15 protein-coding genes and 1 pseudogene are annotated in these 16941 nt (G+C 58.0%); 10 read left to right on the forward strand and 6 right to left on the reverse strand.

What is annotated here, in order from left to right:
* Positions 1-105 precede the first annotated feature (105 nt).
* The gene (locus tag AC06G8_RS02205; protein WP_447663583.1) at positions 106-264 is read left to right on the forward strand and encodes a hypothetical protein; all 159 of its coding nucleotides are present in this window, start codon (positions 106-108) and stop codon (positions 262-264) included.
* 637 nt (positions 265-901) lie between these two features.
* Positions 902-2503: a M4 family metallopeptidase gene (locus AC06G8_RS02210; RefSeq protein ID WP_480284286.1), complete on the forward strand. Its 1602-nt coding sequence runs from the start codon at positions 902-904 to the stop codon at positions 2501-2503.
* 869 nt (positions 2504-3372) lie between these two features.
* On the opposite strand, the gene AC06G8_RS02215 is transcribed toward AC06G8_RS02210, so the two are convergent.
* The 3 genes from AC06G8_RS02215 to AC06G8_RS02225 form a co-directional block, all read right to left on the reverse strand.
* Positions 3373-4410 carry a 1,4-dihydroxy-6-naphtoate synthase gene (locus tag AC06G8_RS02215; protein ID WP_480284287.1) on the reverse strand — a complete coding sequence of 346 codons (1038 nt, stop codon included), beginning with the start codon at positions 4408-4410 and terminating at the stop codon, positions 3373-3375.
* Complete coding sequence (locus AC06G8_RS02220) at positions 4407-5138, reverse strand: futalosine hydrolase (protein WP_480284288.1); 732 nt, start codon at positions 5136-5138, stop codon at positions 4407-4409. Before AC06G8_RS02220 ends, AC06G8_RS02215 begins: the two co-directional genes overlap by 4 nt.
* 167 nt (positions 5139-5305) lie before the next feature.
* Positions 5306-5935: a D-glycero-alpha-D-manno-heptose-1,7-bisphosphate 7-phosphatase gene (locus AC06G8_RS02225; protein WP_480284289.1), complete on the reverse strand. Its 630-nt coding sequence runs from the start codon at positions 5933-5935 to the stop codon at positions 5306-5308.
* Positions 5936-6161: 226 nt separating this feature from the next.
* Between AC06G8_RS02225 and ku the strand changes: the two genes are divergently transcribed.
* The 4 genes from ku to AC06G8_RS02245 are packed head-to-tail and all read left to right on the forward strand — an operon-like array spanning position 6162 to position 9217.
* A complete protein-coding gene (gene ku / locus AC06G8_RS02230; protein WP_480284290.1) occupies positions 6162-7124 on the forward strand; it encodes a non-homologous end joining protein Ku in 963 nt (320 codons plus the stop codon).
* A 3-nt stretch (positions 7125-7127) separates the two neighbouring features.
* On the forward strand, positions 7128-8048 hold the full coding sequence (locus tag AC06G8_RS02235; protein WP_480284291.1) for an ATP-dependent DNA ligase: 921 nt from the start codon (positions 7128-7130) through the stop codon (positions 8046-8048).
* The gene (ligD, locus tag AC06G8_RS02240; protein WP_480284292.1) at positions 8045-8935 is read left to right on the forward strand and encodes a non-homologous end-joining DNA ligase; all 891 of its coding nucleotides are present in this window, start codon (positions 8045-8047) and stop codon (positions 8933-8935) included. Before AC06G8_RS02235 ends, ligD begins: the two co-directional genes overlap by 4 nt.
* A gap of 51 nt (positions 8936-8986) precedes the next feature.
* Positions 8987-9217 carry a DUF2188 domain-containing protein gene (locus AC06G8_RS02245; RefSeq protein WP_480284293.1) on the forward strand — a complete coding sequence of 77 codons (231 nt, stop codon included), beginning with the start codon at positions 8987-8989 and terminating at the stop codon, positions 9215-9217.
* A 130-nt stretch (positions 9218-9347) separates the two neighbouring features.
* Here the strand turns inward: AC06G8_RS02245 and AC06G8_RS02250 are convergent, their stop codons facing one another.
* Genes AC06G8_RS02250 through AC06G8_RS02260 form a run of 3 tightly spaced genes read right to left on the reverse strand, consistent with a single transcriptional unit; the run spans position 9348 to position 11109 of the window.
* A complete protein-coding gene (locus AC06G8_RS02250; RefSeq protein ID WP_480284294.1) occupies positions 9348-10235 on the reverse strand; it encodes a DUF4097 family beta strand repeat-containing protein in 888 nt (295 codons plus the stop codon).
* The gene (locus AC06G8_RS02255; protein WP_447663592.1) at positions 10235-10792 is read right to left on the reverse strand and encodes an HAAS signaling domain-containing protein; all 558 of its coding nucleotides are present in this window, start codon (positions 10790-10792) and stop codon (positions 10235-10237) included. The genes AC06G8_RS02250 and AC06G8_RS02255 overlap by 1 nt, the downstream gene beginning before the upstream one ends.
* Entirely contained in the window at positions 10789-11109 is a 321-nt protein-coding gene (locus tag AC06G8_RS02260; protein ID WP_447663593.1) for a PadR family transcriptional regulator, read from the reverse strand. Before AC06G8_RS02260 ends, AC06G8_RS02255 begins: the two co-directional genes overlap by 4 nt.
* Positions 11110-11520: 411 nt before the next feature.
* Here AC06G8_RS02260 and AC06G8_RS02265 point away from each other — a divergent pair.
* The 4 genes and pseudogenes from AC06G8_RS02265 to AC06G8_RS02280 all read left to right on the forward strand — a co-directional run bounded on the left by AC06G8_RS02265 (position 11521) and on the right by AC06G8_RS02280 (position 16940).
* A pseudogene (locus tag AC06G8_RS02265) lies at positions 11521-12881 on the forward strand (extracellular solute-binding protein).
* Between the two features lie 114 nt (positions 12882-12995).
* Positions 12996-13889: a carbohydrate ABC transporter permease gene (locus tag AC06G8_RS02270; protein WP_447663595.1), complete on the forward strand. Its 894-nt coding sequence runs from the start codon at positions 12996-12998 to the stop codon at positions 13887-13889.
* 15 nt (positions 13890-13904) lie between these two features.
* Entirely contained in the window at positions 13905-14732 is an 828-nt protein-coding gene (locus AC06G8_RS02275) for a carbohydrate ABC transporter permease (RefSeq protein WP_447663596.1), read from the forward strand.
* Positions 14733-15122: 390 nt separating this feature from the next.
* Entirely contained in the window at positions 15123-16940 is a 1818-nt protein-coding gene (locus AC06G8_RS02280; RefSeq protein WP_480284295.1) for a cache domain-containing sensor histidine kinase, read from the forward strand.
* Position 16941: the final 1 nt, after the last annotated feature.

The following is a 16941-nucleotide window of genomic DNA, read 5'->3' on the forward strand; positions in this document are numbered from 1 at the left end:
AGTTTAAATTATGCATGAAATGGAATGGGAATCACCCTCTTGCAATTTTGAATATTTGTGAAGAAAAAGAAACTTATGTAAGGTTTAATGGAGGGAGGGATAGACATGAGCAAGGATCAAGAGCTTGAAGAGGACGCCTTTACCGATGGAAGGAGCGCCGGGAAGGAAGAGCGGCAGAAGCTGGGTTTTCCGCATCGGAATCGGAATCGCCATCCTTGTGGTTTTACTCTTCATTTTAGGGGTCGTTCAGTTTATTTCCAGTAAAGACGCGGGTACGCCTCAACAGCAGGATGGCAAGGCCAGAGCCGGTCAAGGGGCAGGGACAATATTGGGGCCGACGGCTCGGCCGTACTGAAGGGACTGGAAGCAGGCATCGATTATTTCGGTATCAGCCGCAAAGAGGATGTTCGCTGACCGTTGCTTTTATAGGGACAAAGAATCTCTGTTCTGAAGGCGGAGGACAAGAAAGAAGGATGATGGAGTGAAGCCTGGACTCTCAGGTTTCTTGATGGTTTCCTTGTGGACGAGGGAAAAGAATAAGACCAACGACAAACACAAGGAGCTTAAGGCCTCATTCCCGATTAAATGAATCCGAACTGATTTTTCATAATCGGATCTGGGGAACCAGTTTCTCAGATTGAAATCGGGACCTAAAGCTTGGATTGCCGCGAAGAATCGATTTCTAATCGTACTAAAGAATCATTTCTTCTTTTGATTATTTTTCCATATTTACCGAATAGATTACGGTGTGGTACATTCATTGCCACCACCGCTAATCTATTTTTTTTCGTCAAAAGGCGGTTGTGAATATTCATACATAGAGCGGAGGCGATAGGTAACATTTATTTTCTGGATTTCTTTTTGGTTTTAAAAAAATTTATGACTGGAGTGAATTTGTGTAATGAAAAAAATGATTCCTACTCTGCTTGGTGCCGTATTGCTGCTCTCTTCCGCTTCCGCTGTTGCTGCTGAAACTCCAAGCCTCGGGACGGCCGGAACTCCCGACGTCAGCGTCGTGAACAATCAGCTCGTGACTCAATTCATCGACGCTGCCAAGGATGCCAAGATTGTGCCGGGCTCTTCCGAGGATAAGATCTGGGCTTTCCTGGAAGGCCAGCAAGCAAAGCTGGGCGTACCCGCAGCGGATGTGAAAACCTCGTTCCTGATTCAGAAGAAGGAAGTGGATCCAACTTCGGGCGTCGAGCATTTCCGCCTGCAGCAATATGTGAATGGCATCCCGGTATATGGCGGTGACCAAACCATTCACATCGACAAGGCCGGCCAGGTTACTTCGTTCGTTGGTGCCGTTCTGCCGGCTCAGAATCAAATCACGGCAAAATCCAGCGTACCAGCCATAAGCGCATCCGATGCTCTGGCCATCGCGGCGAAGGAAGCCAGTTCCCGCATCGGCGAGCTGGGAGCGCAGGAGAAGACTCCGTCGGCTCAGCTGTACGTCTATCCGGAAGGCAGCGGGTCCCGTCTCGTCTACCAGACGGAAGTGAATGTGCTTGAGCCGCAGCCGCTGCGCACCCGCTACCTCATCGATGCAGCCGACGGCCATATCGTGCAGCAGTACGATCTGATCGAGACAGCCACCGGTTCGGGCAAGGGCGTGCTCGGCGACAGCAAGACATTCCAGACGACCCTTTCCGGCAGCACGTACCAGCTGAAAGACACCACTCGCGGCAACGGCATCTATACCTACACGGCCAGCAATCGGACCACGATTCCGGGCACTCTGCTGACGGACGCCGACAACGCATGGACGGATGGAGCCGCCGTCGATGCCCATACTTATGCAGGCAAAGTATATGATTTCTACAAAACGAAGTTCGGACGCAACAGCCTCGACGGCAACGGCCTGCTGATCCGTTCCTCGGTCCACTACAGCAGCAGGTACAACAATGCTTTCTGGAACGGCACCCAGATCGTATTCGGCGACGGCGACGGCTCGACGTTCATTCCGCTGTCGGGCGATCTCGACGTTGTCGGCCATGAGCTGTCCCATGGAGTCATCGAGTACACGTCCAATCTCCAGTACCTCAATGAATCCGGCGCGCTGAACGAGTCCTATGCCGACGTCCTCGGCAACTCGATTCAGGCGAAAAACTGGCTTATCGGCGACGATGTCTATACGCCTGGCATCGCCGGCGACGCTCTCCGTTCCATGTCCAACCCGACGCTGTACGGCCAGCCGGACAACTATGCCAACCGCTACACGGGATCTTCCGACAACGGCGGCGTTCATACGAACAGCGGCATCACGAACAAAGCGTTCTACCTGCTCGCCCAAGGCGGCACCCAGAACGGCGTTTCCGTCACGGGCATCGGCCGCGACGCAGCCGTGAACATTTTCTACAACACCGTGGCCTATTACCTTACTTCCACTTCCAACTTCGCCGCGGCGAAGAACGCCTCGATCCAGGCGGCCAAAGACCTGTACGGAACGAGCTCCTCTTATGTCACCTCGGTGACCAATGCATTCAAGGCCGTAGGCCTGTAAGGCGGAGGATGGGTCTGTAAGCAGAAGATAGGTCTGTAAGGTGAAAGATAGGTCTGAAAGAACGGAGCAGCCGGGTTGCCGGCTGCTCTTTTTATTTGGGCAGGGACGAGTATTGTTGGCCGGGGGTAGCCATATTTACTCTCTTTCTTAGGCACATTCTTAGTTATCCTATTTTACCCACTTCGTCTTTCTATGCAGTTATATAGGAAGAACGCGGTTAGTCGAATGGAATTGGAGAGATGGAGGCGGCATCGATCGACAATGGAATTGGGGAGACGAGCAGAGCGGTACAAATGAACGGTGGAAATTGGAAAAGAGCGGGCATTAAGTGGGGATAGGAGAAGTGGACATGAATAGGCAGTTAAACTAGCAGAGGAAGTGGGCATCATGGAAATGGGCATTAGAAAAATACTGGGTGGCGGTTGGTCCTGCAAAATGGCGGGTTGTCCGCACTATCGGACATCAGATCCGCTATTTCGTTCAAAATGTCATATTCAAACGTTTAGCGGACATCAGATCCGTTATTTGTGAACAATTATCGGAATAGTAGTTAGTCGAAGAGAAATAGCGGAACGTATGTCCGATAGCGAGCAGAATAGCTCAAATTTCGTGAAATAGCGGAACGTATGTCCGATAGCGAGCAGAATAGCTCGAATTACGTGAAATAGCGGAACGTATGTCGGATAGCGATTCGTGAAATAGCGGAACGTATGTCCGATAGCGAGCAGAATGGCTCGAATTTCGAGAAATAGCGGAACGTATGTCCGATAGTTAGACGCCTGACCTGAAATGGGCCAGCCGGGAAAACCGGCTGGCCTGAATCAAGTCCGATGCAGTCCGATAGCTGCTTCGCGAGCCTGTGCCGGACATTATTTCCGCAGCAAAGCCAAGTCGAACTCCGGAACGAGGCCTTCCCTAGCCGCTCGTCCGAGCAAGGACTCGACGGCTTTGTAGCCGTCCTCGCCAAGCTCGCGGGTGAACTCGTTCACGTAGAGGGCGATGTGGGCGCTGGTGACCTCGGGCGACATTTCCTGGGCATGGGATCGTACGTAATCGGCGGATTGCGCGGGATGTTCCCAGGCGTATTCGACGGAAGAGCGCGCCCATGCCTCGATGGAGCTGCGGTCGAGGGAGCGCTTGGCAATGATGGCGCCCAGCGGGATCGGGAGGCCTGTGTCGGCTTCCCACCATGCGCCCATATCGGCCATCAGTGACAGGCCGTATTCGGGATAAGTGAATCGCGCTTCGTGAATGACGAGCCCGGCATCGATGCGGCCGTCGCGGACGGCGGGCATGATTTCGTGGAAAGGCATGACGACAATCTCGCCGACGCCTCCGGGAACATTCTGCGCCGCCCAGAGCCGGAACAGCAGGTAGGCGGTCGACCTTTCGCTCGGCACTGCGACCCGCTTGCCGCTCAGCCAGGAAGGATCCGCGCCGGGAGCGGCAGCTCCGCTGTGGGCATGGGCGGAGCCTGCAGCAGGAACGATATCCTGACCGGAGGCTTGATTTTGCTGCTCCGGGACTAGGAGGCCTGCAGAGACATCCGGTTTTGCAGCAGCATCCGTGCCGCCCGCAGCATCCGTGCCGCCAGCGGCGATCGGGGCTCCCGGCTTGGCGTCAGCATGGCTGCGCGAGGTTCCGCCGCCGGCGGTCAGCACGAGCGGACCGCAGCCGCGGCCGAGAGCGCCCCCGCAAGGGATGAGCGCATAGTCTTCCAGCACCCAAGGCAGGGCTGCATAAGAAATCTTCATAACCTCGGGCCCGATGCGGTCGGCTGCCCAGCCGTTGGTAAGGTCGATATCGGCATAAGTCACTTCCAGCTCAGGCGCGCCTTCGATAAGGCCGTGTGCCCAGGCGTGAAAGACAAAGGTATCGTTGGGACAAGGGGAAAAAGCGATTTTCATTGGATTCCAAGCACCTCCGGCAGTAAAAATCCCGTCTTTTCAAGCGCCTTGAGCGCGTCGCCGATGCGCCAGGCTTCCCGGTCGCGCGGACCGACCGAATTGGAGATCGCCCGGATCTCCAGCGCCTCGATGCCTTGCATAGCGGCGGCTATGGCGACGCCGTAGCCCTCCATCGCTTCGGCGGCAGCTCCCGGTACCCTGGCCTGAAGCACGGCTGCAGACTCCGCCGATCCCGTAACGGTGGACAGCGTCAGCACGGGGCCGGCGGCGGCTGCGACAGGTTCATCCGCCATGCGCAGAGCTTCGGCGAAGCGCTCCGCCAGCTCGCGATCGGTCGCAACGCGCCAGGAGCCGAAGCCGAGCTGATCCACGCTGGCGAAGCCGTCTGCCGTCTCGGCGCCCAAATCCGCCGCGATGATATCCGTCGCGATGACGACGGAGCCGACGGGCGCAATCGGGGAGAAGCCTCCGCCGATGCCTGCGCTGATGACATAGCGGAAGAAAGGGCCGCCAGCGATGGCGAGGGCGGCGCTGGCAGCGGCGGCAGCCGGACCTACGCCGCCGGCGAGCACGATATAGCGGCCGACCCGCCGCAGGGGACCTTCGACCTCGCCGCATACTTCGGCGGGACAGGCTTTGAGCAGGCCGCGGACGACGGCGTCCCGCTCGGCTTCCACAGCGGTGACGACCAGGACATAATGCGGCGTTGGATCAAGCTTTTTGATCATGAATAGTATCTCTCCCGGGGGCTTCTTCTCGTAGAAAGAGCCCATTAATGGTCAAGGGCATGCAGCCCGCAGGTGAAGGGCGAGAACTCGAATGCGCGTCGGCAGGAGCTCGTCCGGGTCCGTGATGGACGGTTCATCTCTAACCATACTCCTATGCGGGCGTCCGTTCAAGGAAGCCCCCGCTCTTCCGCCAGTCTCTGCACGATAAGGACCGCCGCTTCGAGCAGGGAGGAGACGTTCCAATCCGCCCGGGACGGCACGCCTCCATTACTTCGCGTCCTTCGCGCAGCGCCGGCTGCCTCTCGGCTGCCGCCTGCCTTCCCTTTGCTCCTGCCCGCCGCGCCGTCCACTCGAATTGTCCGCGTGCCGGCAGCCTGGCCGGCTGCGATATCGATCTCGCGGTCTCCGATCATGTAGCTCTCGCTCAGCGAGAGGCGATGCCGCTTCGCCAGCTCCAGCAGCATGCCGGGCCGCGGCTTGCGGCAGGCGCATCCGGCACTGGGCTTATGCGGGCAGAAGGCGATTCCGTCCAGCCGTGCCCCTTTTTCCGCCAGCAGCTCCTCCAGCCGTACATGTACCGCTTCCAGGTCCGCCAAGGACATGTACCCGAGGCCGACGCCGCCCTGATTGGTCACAACGTACACCCGGTAGCCCGCTTCCGCCAGCCCGCGGATCGCTTCGGCGGTTCCGGGCAATAGATGGAGATCGCCCGGACTGTTCACGTGGCGTACACGCGCGGTATTCATCTCGTTCACGACTCCGTCCCGGTCCAGAAAGACCGCTTTCGCTGTTTTCATTCCGCATCCTCCTCTGCCGGGTTTCCTCCCCGGCTATTTCAGGTTAAGCCCTGAGCGGAGCGAGAGCGTACCGGAGCCTTTCCTTCCGAATGGCTGTCCGCCCCTCATGCCTTGTCCGCTTCCTGTTTCCTTATCTTACCCCGCACCTCAGCCTCCCATCTTGATTGGCTGTTCCCGGACAGAGGGTAATAGAGACCAGACTATCCGGCAAGGAGGCATACCGTCCATGCAAACGATCTGGAAGGGAGCCGTCGGCTTCGGCCTCGTCAACGTTCCGGTGCGGCTATATGCGGCTACCGAGGACAACGACATTCCGATGCGGATGCTCCACAAGAAATACAACCAGCCGATCAAGTACCACCGGACCTGTCCCAAATGCGAGGAGGACGTTTCCTGGAGCGACATCGTCAAAGGCTACGAGTATGAGGATGGCCGCTTCGTCATCTTCGAGAAGGACGAGCTGGAGCAGCTCGCCTCGAAAACCTCGCGCGAGATCCGTATCCTCGATTTTGTGGATTTGGAGGAAATAGATCCGATCTATTTTCAGAAAACCTACTATCTCGCTCCGGAGGAAACCGGCAAGCACGCCTATCGGCTGCTCGTCGAGGCGCTGAAAAGCACCCGGAAAATCGGCGTCGCCAACGTGACGATCCGGCAGAAGAGCAGCCTTGCGGCTATCCGCGTCGTGGACGGAGTGCTTTCCCTCGTCACGATGTTTTATGAAGACGAGATCCGCGAGAAAAATCATATTCCGGGTCTGCCGGAGGAGGAGAAGGTCGACCGCCGGGAGCTGGACATGGCCAAGTCGCTGATCGAGCAGCTGACGGGAAGCTTCGAGCCGGAGAAATACAAGGACGAGTACCGGGAGAGGCTGCTGGAGGCGATCGAGGACAAGGTGGAAGGCAAGGAGGTCAAGGTCGCCGAAGAGGAGGCGGAGCCGAATGTCCTGGACTTGATGGACGCGCTGCAGAAGAGCCTGAAGCAGCTGAAGCCCGCAGGCGGCACGGATTCCGGGAACGCGGACAAGCCGTCCAAGCCGCGCAGGGGGGCTGCCTCCAAAGAAAAGCCGAAGTCATCCAAAGCCAGGTCCTCCTCTCCCAAAGCAAAGCCGTCGGAATCCAAGCCGAAGCCGGCTGCCGCCAAGCCGAAGCGCCGTTCGGGAACCCGCCCGAAAGAGACAGGATCATAAGGGATGAAGCCTTTCGTCCCGATGTCGCCGATTTTGACGGATTGTCTGCCTGCAGGCGGCGATTGGGTCTATCAGCTGAAGTGGGACGGCTTCCGCATCATCTCCGTCCTCCGCGGCGGGGAAGCGAGCTTATGGTCGAAGCGGATGCAGCCGAAGACCGAATCCTATCCCGATCTAGCCCATGCGCTCGAAGACCGCGCCGCCGAAGGCTTTCCGGATCTCATGCTGGACGGCGAGGCGTTCCTCCTCGATCCCGATACCGCCAAGCCCAGCTTTCAAATGATGCAGGGCCGGGACAAGCTGCGCGGCCGGGAACGGATCGAGCGGGCCTCGCGCCGCCAGCCGGTCGGCTATATGATTTTCGATCTGCTGCAGGAGGGGAGCCAGGATCTCCGCCGCTTGCCGTTCGAGGAGCGCGGCGCCCGGCTGCGAAAGCTATGCTCCGGCTGGAAGCCTCCCTTTTTCCTTGCGGATACGTATGAGGACGGCGAGCCGCTCTGGCGGTGGGCGGAGGAGAACGGCTGGGAAGGCGTTGTCGCCAAGCGGCGCGGCAGCCGGTATTCGGAGGGCAAGGAACACGGAGACTGGTACAAGCGGAAGACATTTTTTCACCGCGAAGTGGATATCGTGGCTGTTCTTTATAAGGAAGGGAAGCTGTCGAGCCTGGTCATGAGCCGGCAAGGCCGGTATATGGGGCGCATCTCTTCGGGCTTGAACGAAAGAGCCAAGCGGCAGCTTTCCCTGCAGAAGATGACGGCGGGGCGCCAGGGTGACTTCGGCGGCAGCCTGCCGGAAGGATTGCGGGGGACCGATATCCGCTGGCTGGCCAGCCCGATTGCGGCCGGCGTGAGCGGCCGGGAGCTGACGCAGTCGGGCTTGCTGCGGCATCCCAAGCTGGAGTGGCTGGAGGGGATACTGTTATGAGCCGGAGCATGCTGGAAGTAGAGGGCAACCGCATCGAGATCACCCATCCGGATAAAATGCTGTGGCCGGCGCCCGGCATCCGCAAAGCCGATTATTTGCAAAAGCTCGTCCAGCTCGCTCCATATCTTCTCCGCTATTGCAGCGGACGCCGGCTGACGGCGATCCGGTTTCCGGATGGCGTGGGCGGCAAGTCGTTCTACCAGAAGAACGCGCCTGAGCCGACGCCCGAATTCGTGGCCATCGCCGAAGTCGATGGAGTCCGCTACATCAATCTGAACTCCGTATCGACGCTGCTGTGGCTCGGCAATCTCGGAGTGCTGGAGTTCCATCCCTCCTTCGACAAGATCGAGGACGGGATGCCGGGCGAGTGGGTGCTCGACATCGACCCGTCGGAGGAAAGCCGCCCCCGCCTGATGGAGGCCGGGAGCCTGATCGGCGAGGCGCTGGACGGCATGGGCATCGCGGCCGTGCCCAAAACGTCGGGGGCGACGGGCATCCAGATCGTCACCCCGCTGGCCAAGCCGTATACGTTCGGGCAGCTTCGGAGCTTGGGGGCTTTTCTGGGGCATTATCTATCCGACAAATATCCGCGGCTGTTCACGGTCGAGCGTTCGATCCGGGCGCGCAGAGGAAGGATCTATATCGACTATGTCCAGCATGCGGCGGGCAAGAGCCTCTCGGCTCCCTACACGCCGAGAGGCCGGGCGGAAGCGACCGTAAGCACGCCGCTCACTTGGGACGAGGTGCGCGGAGAAGCCGATCCGAGAGCGTTCACCCTGCTTGCAATCGGGGAACGCCTCGAGCGGATGGGCGATCTGCTCGCCGCGGCGGAGCCTCAGAATCTCGACGCGGTGCTGGAGTTCACGGCCAAGCGGGCCGAAGCTTGAATGCAGCTTGTCCGCTGGTGCTGGAAATTAAAATCAAGGGAGGAACCTGCAATGGATGACCAACGCAAAGGAAATGTGCATGTTACGCCGGACGGCGACGAGGGATGGGTAACCCAGCGCGAAGGACGCGTGCTCAGCCGACACGATACGAAGGCGGAAGCCGAGGAGCGCGGCCGGGAAGAGGCGCGCCAAGCGAAGACGGAGCTGAAAATCCATAACAGGAATGGCCGAATAGGCGAATCCCACAGCTATGGCAACGACCCCTTTCCGCCGAGAGGCTGATGGGCGGCGCAGCTTGCCGAATGGTTTCGATCCGAGGCAGGCATTGATTTCCTTGAAAATGAATGTTAACCGCAAAAAAACCGGTCCGCCAGGCCTGATGGCCAGTTGGAGCCGGTTTTTGCGGTTTGACCTAACGCTGCTTGAGGGATATATTTCCTGAACCGGCCGATAGGTGGACCGGAATCTCGCCATTCCCGAACACGATCGTGTCGGTATCGGCATCGCCCTTTTTCTCTCCTCCGCTCCAGTCGTTGCGGAAGCTGCCGGATCCCGTGGAGTAGCTGACTGCAGCGGAATTCGGGGCTCTTTCCGTTAGGACAGTGACGTTGCCGCTGCCGGAGCGGGCCTCGAGCGGGTGGATAAGGGCATCGAGCTCGAGCCGGATGTTGCCGCTGCTGGTCTTCGCCTTGATCGCCCCCTCGACGTTGGTCAGGCGGATATTGCCGCTGCCGACGGTAGTCTCAAGCTCATTCATGCGGCTCTGTTCGATGGACAAATTCCCGGAACTGGTTCTGACTGTGACTCCGTCCGCTTCGACCTCGCTTATCTCTACGTTGCCGGAGCCGTTCTCAAGCTCGAGAATGGAGGTTTTCAGTCCTTCAAAGCTGACGTTGCCGCTGCCGGAATCCACAATGATGGAGTCATATTGACGCTCCGGCACTGTGATTTCCACGTTCACGTTGACGATGTTGAGGCCCATCGTGAAGCCGGTGTTGGCATCGCTCTTCAGGATGGCCGTATCGCCTTCCTTGACGAGATCGACGCGGATTTTTTTCAGAGCTTTTCCGTTCGCCTTGCCGGTTGCGGCCGCTTCGATGACATCCGCCTTTCCTTTGACCAAGGTAACGTCCATGCTGCCGGATTCGACTTTGAGCCGGGTGATGCCGGCAGCGGGGATTTCCTTGCGGATATCGACTTCCTTCAAGCCGAAGCTGAGGTCGGAACCTGCAAAGGTGAAGCCCCCTCCGACCAAGCCGGCCAGAAGCAGGATGAGGGCGAATACAACAAGATTGCGCATCAGGATTGCCTCCCTTTCATGACTCGGGTATTCATTTGAAGATACTTCAACGTCAGCCTCATGAAGCCTCGGGTCAGCTTGTAGGTGCCGGCGCCGGCGAGCAATCCGAGCGAGAGCAGGACCATGGCGGCAGAGATCGACTGCGGCCCGGTCAATGCGTCGCCGAACCAGCCTTCATAGAGAACGGGAACGACGGAGAGCGCGAGAGCGGCCGATACCGCCCAGAACGCGAACAGAATTCCCAGCAGGCCGATATAGGGGCCAAGCACGAAGACCAGGTTGAAGAATCCGAGGCCGACAGCGGCAAATACGGCTCTCGAAACGGAGGGCAGGCTTCCTCCCTTGCTCTCCGCTTCGGCTACCCGGTAACCGAGCAGCAGCTCCTTGGCGATCAGCTTCGGGTCCCCGAGCTCTGCGGCCGCTTCCTCCTCGAGGCGTCCGTGCTCGGCCGCCATCCGGAAATGCTCCTCGTAGTCGTACATCCATTCCTTGCGGGTCCGCTCCGGAGCCGGAGACAGCAGATTCCATAATTGCTGCAGATATTGCTCTCTGTTCATCGCTCGACACCTTCCTTGATCAATTCATCCACCGCGATCGAGAACGACCGCCATTCGCTGATGAGGGACATGAGATGGGAATGTCCCTGCGGGGTCAGCTTGTAGTACTTGCGGGGAGGACCCTCCGTCGATTCCCGGAGATAGGTCGTGAAGTAGCCTTCCTGCGTCAGGCGGTTGAGCAGCGGATAGACGCTTCCGACCGCCACCTCGAACTTCGCGGACATCGCGACGGCGAGCTCGTAGCCGTAGCGGTCCTCCCATGCCGTAAGCGCAAGCACGCATAAATCCAGCACGCCTTTCTTGAACTGTACATTCATATGCGCTGCTCCTAACTATAATAAGGTATTCAGTAATGTAGAATAGCTGGCTGTAGAGAATACCGTTCCATGGCTATACTATACCATTCACTATTCAGCTTTGCAATATAGTGTTGAAAATATTGGAAAATGCCCAGAGAAAAGGGGGCATGAGTTCTGTAAACGCCAAATGAGGCGGTAAAGCTCAGCCAGCATAACCTCGAAGCGGGCTGCCAGCTCCGAGCGTTCACCCGCGTCTGGTTGAGAAGCGTCATCTTAAAAAGCCTTCTTTACATTCAAAACCTTGAAAAAGCAAACCTCACACCTTGAGGATGCCTCATTGTTGAAAACGATTTCTTGACAGATAATTCGACTATAAACTTTGCAAGGGGGACACAACAGGTGGAAAACCAAGTAAAGAAAAACCACGCAATCAAAAAGACGGTCAGCGTCCTTACTATCGGCGCGCTTGCAGTCGGCCTCGCAGCCTGCGGCAGCAGCAACAACAACGGGGGCAACACCGGCGCGGCGAATACGTCGGCCAACACGGGACGACCGAGAATGCCGGCGCAGCCACGCCGACCGATTCCGGCAAGAAAGTCACCATCACGTTCCAGAACATCTGGCCGGATGAAACCTCTGTCGCCAACAAGATCATGAAGCAGCTCGTCGCCCAATACGAGCAGGAGCATCCCAACATCAAGATCGAGCTGGACTCCCTCAACACCGACAACCAGAAGACCAAGCTGAAGACGCAGGCGGCCAACAACCAGGTGCCGGACATCACGATCGTCAACCCTGCGGCTCAGATGAAGCCATACGTCGATGCGAAGCTGCTGGCTCCGCTGAACGACATGCTCGACCAGAACGGCCTCAAGGACACGTTCCAAAAAGGACTGCTCGACAATTACAGCACCGACGGCAACGTCTACGCGCTGCCGGACGGCAACAACATCGAGGTCGCCTACTACAACAAGGACCTGTTCGCACAGGCAGGCATCAAGGAAGCTCCGAAGACCTTCGACGAGCTGTTGGCTGACGTCAAGGCTCTCAAGGCCAAAGGAATCACTCCGATCGCCATCGGCGAGAAGGATACCTGGACCGGCTCCTTCCTGTTCATGAACATCCTGCTCCGCACGAACGGCGGCCCGGGCTTCCTGCAAGACGTCGTCGACGGCAAGAAGAAATTCGACGATCCGGCCTTCCTCCTGGCGGTCGACCGCTTCCAGGATCTCGTCGCAGCCGGCGCGTTCCCTGAGGGCGCTACTTCCATCGACTACAATGCAGGCGGCAACATCTTCAAGACAGGCAAGGCGGCCATGTTCATTATCGGCTCGTGGGAGACCGGCAACATCGATGCTTCCTCCGTCGCCGGCAAAGTCGCAGCCTTCCCGTTCCCTACGGTAGACGGCAAAGGCGACATCAACCAATACATGCTGGCTCCAGGCTCCGCATTCGCCATTGCGGCGAACAGCAAGCATCTGCAAGAGACGAAAGACTTCCTGAACTTCTTCATGACGAACTATCCGAAGAAGAAATTCGAGCTTAAAGACGCAGTCGGCCTTGGCCAGAACGTAGAAGGCGACTTCAAGACAGCCGGCTACTCCGACCTCGCCATCAGCGTGACGGATCTGTTCAAGACCGTATCCGGCGGCGACATCGCCTTCGACAACACGATGCCTCCAGCTGTCGCTCAGGCGCATCTGACCAGCATCCAGAACCTGTTCGTCCAGAAGGTTGACGCGAAGACGGTAGCCAAAGAACATCAGGACGCTTTCGACGCCAACAAATAAGAGATAGCAAGGCGCATGCCGGCGCCAGAAGCCGGCCCGGCGGTCAAGGGCGGTCTCCAGCGGAGCCCGTCCTTGTCTGCTTCATGCGAAAGATAGAAAAGGAGTGAGAAAACCATGAATGTACTCAAGGTGCCGGCGCGTACAATCGCCCTATTCGTGCTGCCTTGTCTGCTGCTGTATATCTGCATGGTATTCGTGCCGATCCTGTATTCCGTCTACAACAGCACGTTCCAGTGGGACGGAATCAATCCGGTGAAGACCTTCATCGGATTGGACAACTACCAGAAAATCCTGTTCGACGATCCCTATTTCTGGCCGTCCGTGCGCCGTACGCTGATGTATTCCGTCTTCTCCATGGCGGAGATTCCGGTCTGCCTGTTCGTCGCCATCCTCATCAACCGTTATGTCAAAAAAGGCAACTCGCTCGTATCCATCTACTTCCTGCCGGTCATCCTCTCGGTCGTCATCATCGGCCAGCTGTGGAAGACGATCTACAATCCGCTCGACATGGGCGGCATGGTCAACGGCATCCTGCATTCCATGGGCCTGGACTCCCATATGAAAGCCTGGCTGAGCGCGCCGAAGGTCGCCATGTACTGCCTGTACATCGTCTCCTTGTGGCAATATTTCGGCTACCATCTGCTCATCCAGTTCACGGGCGTGCAGAACATCCCGGACGACATCTACGAAGCGGCACGCATCGACGGAGCGGACGGCTTCAAGGCGGACCGCTACATCACGCTGCCGCTCATCATGCCGGTATTCAAAATCTCCATCGTACTGGCGTTCATCGGCTCGCTGCAGGCGTTCGACCTCATCATGGTCATGACGGGCGGAGGCCCGGCCCATGCGACCGACGTCATCTCCACGCTGATGTACAACAACACGTTCCTGTCCGGCAAATACGGGTATGGAAGCGCCCTGGCCATCATGCTGGTCGCGATTTGCCTGATCTTCACCGTCCTCATCAACATCATTTTCAAACGCATCGAGAATAAGGTAAGCTAGGGAGGAGAACCATCCATGAATGCCATCAAAAAATGGATCGTCTATCTTCTTCTGGCGGTCCTTGTCGTCACTCAAGTCTATCCTCTGCTCTGGCTGGTCTTGTATTCCTTCAAGACCAACGAGGAGATACTGGGAGGCAGCTTCTTCGCCCTTCCGCATTCTCCCCGCTTCGAGAACTACGCGGAAGCATTCCGCGCGGGACACTATTTGCGCTCGCTGGGCAACAGCGTTTTCGTCACCGTCGTGACGATGATTTGCGTCATCGTGCTGTCGTCGATGGTCGCTTACGCCATCTCCCGCTTCAAGTGGAAGCTGGCGCCGATCGCGCTGCTTGTATTCATGCTCGGCCTGATGATTCCGATGCAGGCGACGCTGCTGCCGCTGATGTCGATCTTCAAGCAGATTCCATTCATGGCCAACACGTTCTGGATGCTGATTCTGCCTTACATCGCGTTCCAGACGCCGATCGCCGTGTTCATCCTCAGCGGCTTCATGAAAGGCATCCCGCATGAAATCGAGGAGTCGGCGTTCATGGACGGCGCGAGCGTCCTGCGGATCTTCCGCAGCGTCATCCTGCCGATCTCAGTGCCTCCGATCATGACGGTCTGCATCCTGACGTTCATCAACATCTGGAACGAATACATCCTGGCCTTCACCTTCATCTCCAAAGAGAAGCTGCAGACGCTGCCGTTCGGCGTCAACAGCTTCGTGAGCCAATATTCCACCAACTACGGCAACATCGGCGCTTTCCTGGTAATGGGAGCCCTGCCGGTCATCCTGATCTACTTCATTCTTTCGGAGCGCATTACGAAGGGCATGGTGGCTGGGGCGGTCAAAGGGTAATTGGATGCGCCACTTGTTTGCAGGCGAATCGTTTTGCGGGCGAACTGTTTTGCTGGCGAATTGCTTTGCCGGCATATCGCTCCGCGTGCGGATCATGCCTCCAATCGCTGTTAAAGACCAGATTTCTTGAATCTATCCCCTGAGAGGAAAAATCCGGTCTTTAAAGGCGAGCGCTGATTTCCGGCATGATTCCGCCCGCTCCGCTTGCCGCGCATCCAGCGGTTCGACGGCTTCGCCTCCATGCTTGAAGGAGGGTGGCTTCGGCCGGCGCGGCCTGCGCTCAATCAAATACAAAGTAGGCCTCGAATCTCCGAGGCCAGACAAGCCCCGCCCGTGAATAGTTTTCGCGGACGGGGATTTGTCATGATAGGAGAAAGGAGCTGTGCCGGCATGAAAAAGGGGAGCAACTCGTTCCAAACCTGGTTGTTCATCGTTCTCCTGGGCTGCATGACCGGCATGGTGCTGATCGTCAGCCTGCTGTTCTACAACCGGACGACGGAGCAGCTGAGGACCAAGATCCAGGATCTATCGTCCCGAAATGTCTCCCAGACGATCGGCCTGTTCGACCTGCTGGACAAGGGCTATGACAGCCTCTCCCGAGCCATCGGCAACAACTTCGAGATGGCGCGCCTGCTGAAGGCCAATCCCGTCACATCCAAGCAGCAGTATGCGCTGGAGCAGGCGATCAACAACATCATCGGAACGAACTTCTTTTCCCGGGAAGATCTCATCGGCATCCATGTCATGACAAAGAAGGGGAAGGTGTACAACTACAGCAATTATGTCAATGACACCGTTCCCGGCTTCGCCGAGACCGACTGGCAGCGCCGCATCATGGACGCCTCGGGAAGGATCGTCTGGCTCGGCATCTACCCTTCATCGATCATCGACCGCAACGAGACCCGGCCGGTGCTGGCCTTCGGACGGGAGCTGTTCGACCTCGACGAGCGCAAGCACATCGGCATCGTGTTGTACGAGAGCAGTCCAGCTCCCATCCTCGAGGCGCTCCAGAATCTTAAGCTCAGTCCCAACAGCCAGGTCTACTTGCTGGATGAGCATGGCAGGCTGGTCAGCGCCACGGACGGCGCCGAGACGCTGCCGGCTATCGCTTCGGTGCCGCGTCCCGAGACAGTAGGCCAATCGCAGGTCTATACCCGCAGCAGCCGGCTGGTGACGTCCTCCCGACTTCCGTTTGCCGACTGGACCGCCGTCACCGTCACCCCGCAGAAGGATCTCAATGTCGAGCTGGTGCAGATGCGGCGTTATCTCATCGTCGTGGGGCTTATACTCATCCTGGTGTCCATCGTCGTCGCCTCTATCCTCTCCAACACCATCTCCTCCCCGCTCAAGCGGGTAATCAGGGAAATGAAGCGGGTCGAGCTCGGCAATTTCCAAGGACAGGTCCAAGTCCGGAGCTACCGGGAAATCAATTCGCTGGCCGGCTCCTTCAATGAAATGGTGCGGAAGATCGATCAGCTCGTCGAGCGGGTCAAGATCAGCTCGATGAGCGAGAAAAACGCGGAGCTGCTGGCGCTTCAGTCCCAGGTCAATCCCCATTTCCTGTACAATACGCTCGACATGATCTATTGGATGCTCGACGAGAAGGAAGAGGATCATCTCGGCGAGGTCGTGCTGTCCCTCTCCCGCATGTTCCGCTACAGCAGCCATTGGGAGCAGGGTGCGCTGGTGACGCTGGGCGAGGAGCTGGAGCAGATCCGCGATTATCTGACCATCATTACGATCCGGTTCGAAGGCAGGGTCTCGGTGAAAATGGAGGTTCTGCCCGAATATCTTTCGGTTCCGCTGCCGAAAATGACGCTGCAGCCGATTATCGAGAATGCCGTCAAGCACGGACTGGAGCCGCTTGGCGGCGAAGGATGCCTGGTCATCACCGCCGGCAGCCAGGAGGGGCGTCTGACGATTACGGTGAAGGATAACGGAGCCGGGATGGATGCTGCCGCGCTGGCCATGCTCAGAGCCTCTCTCGACAGCGAGATCAACGCTCCGGGAAGCGTCTTGGAGCCGGGGATCAAGCGCAAGGGCGGCATAGGCCTTCCGAACGTGCACCGCCGCCTGATCCACACATTCGGACCGGAATATGGACTGCGCCTTAGCAGCGAGAGAGACGGGGAAACGACAGCTTCCATCACGCTCCCGCTTCCGCCGCGCCAGGCGCCAGTTATCCCGTTACCCATGAAGGAGGAGTGAC

The sequence above is a fragment of the Paenibacillus sp. SJS-P3 genome, from assembly GCF_056711585.1.

Coding starts and splice junctions, on each gene's coding strand:
- AC06G8_RS02280 (WP_480284295.1), top strand. CDS start 15,123: ATGAAAAAGGGGAGCAACTCGTTCCAAACCTGGTTGTTCATCGTTCTC.
- AC06G8_RS02225 (WP_480284289.1), bottom strand. CDS start 5,935: ATGAAAACAGCGAAAGCGGTCTTTCTGGACCGGGACGGAGTCGTGAAC.
- AC06G8_RS02215 (WP_480284287.1), bottom strand. CDS start 4,410: ATGAAAATCGCTTTTTCCCCTTGTCCCAACGATACCTTTGTCTTTCAC.
- AC06G8_RS02260 (WP_447663593.1), bottom strand. CDS start 11,109: ATGAATGTACAGTTCAAGAAAGGCGTGCTGGATTTATGCGTGCTTGCG.
- AC06G8_RS02205 (WP_447663583.1), top strand. CDS start 106: ATGAGCAAGGATCAAGAGCTTGAAGAGGACGCCTTTACCGATGGAAGG.
- AC06G8_RS02220 (WP_480284288.1), bottom strand. CDS start 5,138: ATGATCAAAAAGCTTGATCCAACGCCGCATTATGTCCTGGTCGTCACC.
- AC06G8_RS02250 (WP_480284294.1), bottom strand. CDS start 10,235: ATGCGCAATCTTGTTGTATTCGCCCTCATCCTGCTTCTGGCCGGCTTG.
- AC06G8_RS02270 (WP_447663595.1), top strand. CDS start 12,996: ATGAATGTACTCAAGGTGCCGGCGCGTACAATCGCCCTATTCGTGCTG.
- AC06G8_RS02210 (WP_480284286.1), top strand. CDS start 902: ATGAAAAAAATGATTCCTACTCTGCTTGGTGCCGTATTGCTGCTCTCT.
- ku (WP_480284290.1), top strand. CDS start 6,162: ATGCAAACGATCTGGAAGGGAGCCGTCGGCTTCGGCCTCGTCAACGTT.
- ligD (WP_480284292.1), top strand. CDS start 8,045: ATGAGCCGGAGCATGCTGGAAGTAGAGGGCAACCGCATCGAGATCACC.
- AC06G8_RS02235 (WP_480284291.1), top strand. CDS start 7,128: ATGAAGCCTTTCGTCCCGATGTCGCCGATTTTGACGGATTGTCTGCCT.
- AC06G8_RS02275 (WP_447663596.1), top strand. CDS start 13,905: ATGAATGCCATCAAAAAATGGATCGTCTATCTTCTTCTGGCGGTCCTT.
- AC06G8_RS02245 (WP_480284293.1), top strand. CDS start 8,987: ATGGATGACCAACGCAAAGGAAATGTGCATGTTACGCCGGACGGCGAC.
- AC06G8_RS02255 (WP_447663592.1), bottom strand. CDS start 10,792: ATGAACAGAGAGCAATATCTGCAGCAATTATGGAATCTGCTGTCTCCG.